Here is a 4,006-nt window from a genome sequence, read left to right as displayed (position 1 = left end):
GGCCGGAGCGTCCTGCGGGATGCTCCGGCCGGGGCCGTTCCACTGTGTGATCCTCAGGGCCGGTCGGGTTCCTCCTCCGGTACGAGGAAGGGGGCGAGGAGTCCGGGCACGGCCTCCGCCGCGAAGGCGATGGCCTCGGTGGCGTCGGCGTCGTACACCGCGTACGCGCCGGACCCGGCGGCCGTGGTGGCGGTGACGGTGAGGATCCCGGCGCGGCGCTGGAAGACCGACTGGCTGACGACCCAGCCGATGACCCCGGTCCGCTGGAGCGCCACCGTACTGCGGCGGACACTGCCCGAACGGGCCACCAGGTAGTCACCGCTGAGCCCATGGCCGAGCCCGCGGTAGGCGTCCAGCGCCAGCAGTACGGCGACGGGCACCGCGAGGACCGCGTACCCGACGGCGATCATGATCAGGACCGGAGTCAGCCAGAGGCCGAGCACGACCAGGACCGCGAACGGGACCGCCGTACCGCTCAGCGCCCACAGCAGCCGACGGGTGCGCGCCACCCGGGGGTGCGGGGTCAGCGCGATGGCCATCGGGGTGCGCGGCTGGCGCAGCACCTGGCCCGCGACCTCGTCGACGATCGCGCGCGGCGCCGAGGGCAGCAGGGTCTTCAGATCGATACGGGAGACGTCCTCCGCGTCGCCCAGACCGGTGGCGACGGCGTCCAGCCGGGCTCCGCCCGCCAGCCGCACCCCGAGCGGCTCCACCCGCTCCACCCCGCGCACCCGTCGTTCCTCCAGCGATATCGAACGCTGGGTGAGGAGCCCGCGCCGGACCCGGATGGTGCCCCCGGGCTCGCGTTCCAGCCGGTGGTTCCACCACATCTCCACCCAGAGACCGAGGGAGCCCACCACCCCCGCGATCAGGGTGGCGAGGGCGAGCGCCAGGATCATCAGCACGACGGCCGTCCCGGCGAACAGGTCTCCGACCCAGTCGATGACCTCCCCCTGCGCCCCGAGGAAGTCACTCACCTGGAGCACCGCACCGGCCGCCGCGCCACCGAGCGCGGGCGCGATGAAGCTGAGCGGGGCGAAGCGGATCCAGGCGAGGTCGACGGTGGCGAGGACGCCCTCCCGGTGGGTGCCGGGAGCGGGCCCGGGGGCGTGGCCGAGGAGTTCGCGGCGGAGGCGTTCGCCCTCGGCCCGGGAGACCGGGTTGAGTTCCAGGGCGGAGTCGCCGCCGCTCTGCTCCCCGGTGCCGATGTGCACCTTGACCAGGCCGAGCGCCCGCAGCAGGAGGTTGGCGGTGAGATCCACCGTACGGACGCGTTCGCGCGGCAGGGAGCGGCGGGTGTTCAGCACCACGCCCTGGTGGAGTTCGACGCGCCTGGCGCCGATCCGGTAGCGGGTGTGGGTCCAGCTCAGGTACTCCAGCGCCGTGCCGCCCACGACCAGCAGCACGGCGGCGGTGAGCAGGAACACCAGGGCGATGCCCCGGCGGGGCCCGTCACCGAACCAGAAGCCGCTGGAGAGGCCGAGGAGTACGGGAAGGCAGATCCCGGCGGAGAAAGAGGTCAGCACGGCGGCGGTGACATGGAGCGTACGCCGGTCCAGCCGCTGCCAGGGAGCGTCGGCCTCGGCGTCGGCGGGCGCGGGTGTCTCGCCGGCGGGTGCGGGCACCTCGCCGGAGGGCGCCGCGTCCGTACGGGATATCTCCCCCGGTTCGCCCGCTGCGCTCATGTGGCGTCGTCCGGGGTCGCCTGGGTGAGCCGGGTGAGGCGCTCCGCCAGCTCCGCCGCGAGTTCGTGTTCCAGGCCCTGGATCTCGATCGCGCCCTTGGAGCTGGCCGTGGTCACCGTGACCGTCGCCAGTCCGAAGGAGCGTTCCAGCGGGCCCCGGACGGTGTCCACGGTCTGGATCCGGGACATCGGGGCGATCCGCCACTCCTGCCAGAAGGCCCCGCTGCGGACGTAGACCGCCTCGTCGGTGACCTCCCAGCGGTGGATCCGGTAGCGCCAGGGCGGCAGGATCGCCGCCTCCGCGATCCCGAGCACGGCGATCACCGCGGCCGGGCCGAGCAGCCACACCCGGGCCGGGGTGATCAGCACCCCCAGCACGACCAGGATCGCCGTCACCACGGTGACGGCGATCAGGGACTGGAGGCGCCACCAGGGCACCACCTTCGGGCTGAGTCGGTTGCTCGGCGGTCTCAGCCGGACCGTGTGCTCCCCCGTGGTCATACGGTCAGCGCCCGCGCAGGGTCCGGTAGGCGGCGACCAGCCCGGCGGTGGAGCCGTCGAGCCCCTCGTCGTCCTGGGTGTCCGAGGTGAGCACCGGTTCGATCCTCTTGGCGAGGACCTTGCCCAGCTCCACGCCCCACTGGTCGAAGGAGTCGATGTTCCACACCGCTCCCTGGACGAAGACCTTGTGCTCGTAGAGCGCGACGAGCTGGCCCAGCACGGAGGGGGTGAGCGCGTCGGCCAGGATCGTGGTGGTGGGGTGGTTGCCGTGGAAGGTCTTGTGCGGGACGAGCGCCTCCGGGACGCCCTCCCCCCGTACCTCCTCGGCGGTCTTGCCGAAGGCCAGCGCCTGTGTCTGGGCGAAGAAGTTCGCCATCAGCAGGTCGTGCTGGGCGGCGAGGGCGCCCGGCAGCTCGGCCAGCGGGCGGGCGAAGCCGATGAAGTCGGCGGGGATGACCTTGGTGCCCTGGTGGATCAGCTGGTAGTAGGCGTGCTGGCCGTTGGTGCCCGGGGTGCCCCAGACCACCGGGCCGGTCTGCCACTCCACGGGGTTGCCCTCGCGGTCCACGGACTTGCCGTTGGACTCCATGTCGAGCTGCTGGAGATAGGCGGTGAACTTGCTCAGATAGTGCGAGTAGGGCAGCACCGCGTGGGACTGGGCGTCGAAGAAAGCCCCGTACCAGACCCCCAGCAGTCCCAGCAGCAGCGGCGCGTTCTCCTCGGCGGGCGCGGTGCGGAAGTGCTCGTCCACCAGGTGGAAGCCGTCGAGCATCTCGCGGAACCGCGCCGGGCCGACCGCGATCATCAGCGAGAGGCCGATGGCGGAGTCATAGGAGTAGCGCCCGCCGACCCAGTCCCAGAACTCGAACATGTTCGCCGTGTCGATGCCGAAGTCGGCGACCTTCTCCGCGTTGGTCGACAGCGCCACGAAGTGGCTGGCGACGGCCTCCTGACCGGCGTTCAGCTCATCGAGCAGCCAGCCGCGGGCCGAGGTGGCGTTGGTGATGGTCTCGATGGTGGTGAAGGTCTTGGAGGCGATGACGAAGAGCGTCTCGGCCGCGTCCAGGTCCCGTACGGCCTCGTGCAGATCGGCGCCGTCCACGTTGGAGACGAAACGGAAGGTCAGATCGCGGGCCGTGTAGGGCCGCAGCACCTCGTAGGCCATCGCGGGCCCGAGGTCGGAGCCGCCGATACCGATGTTGACGACGTTCTTGATGGGGCGGCCGGTATGGCCCTTCCACTCCCCCGTACGGACGCGCTCGGAGAAGTCCGCCATCTTGTCGAGGACGGTGTGCACCCCCGGCACCACATTGACCCCGTCGACATCGACGACGGCGTCCCGGGGGGCGCGCAGCGCGGTGTGCAGGACGGCGCGGTCCTCGGTGGTGTTGATCTTCTCGCCCCGGAACATGGCGTCCCGCAGCCCGGCGACATCGGTCGCGACCGCCAGTTCCCGCAGCAGCCGCAGGGTCTCGTCGGTGACGAGGTTCTTGGAGTAGTCGATCAGCAGATCACCGACGCGCAGCGAGAGCGCGCTCGCCCGGTCGGCGTCGGCCGCGAACAGCTCCCGCAGATGAGTCCGCCCGAACTGCTCGCGGTGCTTGCCGAGCGCGATCCACTCGGGCGTCTGGATCAACCGGTTTCCACCAGATGTGTTCACTCGGACATCAGCCCACTTCGTCTTCCGCATGTCTGCCGTCCTGCCGCCCTCCAACCTAATTGATCAGAAGGCCGGGTGTGGCGAACGATGGACGGCCAGTGGGCGGCATCCCCCGGGCGCCTCACGCGGAGGAAAAGAATCCGGCCGGGGCGCCCTGAGGC

The 4,006-nt window shown here is 71.2% G+C and carries 3 protein-coding genes; all 3 read right to left on the bottom strand.

Features of this window, described 5'->3' with window-relative positions; genetic code table 11:
* Positions 1 to 53 precede the first annotated feature (53 nt).
* From ACFVIM_RS33630 to pgi, 3 genes are read right to left on the bottom strand one after another with little or no spacing between them, the layout of a single operon-like run.
* The gene (locus ACFVIM_RS33630) at positions 54 to 1,685 is read right to left on the bottom strand and encodes a PH domain-containing protein (protein ID WP_384309733.1); all 1,632 of its coding nucleotides are present in this window, start codon (positions 1,683 to 1,685) and stop codon (positions 54 to 56) included.
* The gene (locus ACFVIM_RS33625) at positions 1,682 to 2,185 is read right to left on the bottom strand and encodes a PH domain-containing protein (RefSeq protein WP_384309730.1); all 504 of its coding nucleotides are present in this window, start codon (positions 2,183 to 2,185) and stop codon (positions 1,682 to 1,684) included. The genes ACFVIM_RS33630 and ACFVIM_RS33625 overlap by 4 nt, the downstream gene beginning before the upstream one ends.
* A gap of 4 nt (positions 2,186 to 2,189) precedes the next feature.
* A complete protein-coding gene (gene pgi, locus ACFVIM_RS33620; RefSeq protein ID WP_384309728.1) occupies positions 2,190 to 3,875 on the bottom strand; it encodes a glucose-6-phosphate isomerase in 1,686 nt (561 codons plus the stop codon).
* Positions 3,876 to 4,006: the final 131 nt, after the last annotated feature.

Origin of the sequence: Streptomyces sp. NPDC057638 (assembly GCF_042800315.1) — a bacterium.
GTDB lineage: Bacteria > Actinomycetota > Actinomycetes > Streptomycetales > Streptomycetaceae > Streptomyces.
The sequence above is the reverse complement of the archived record's forward strand: the minus strand, read 5'-3'. Positions and strand labels throughout refer to the sequence as shown.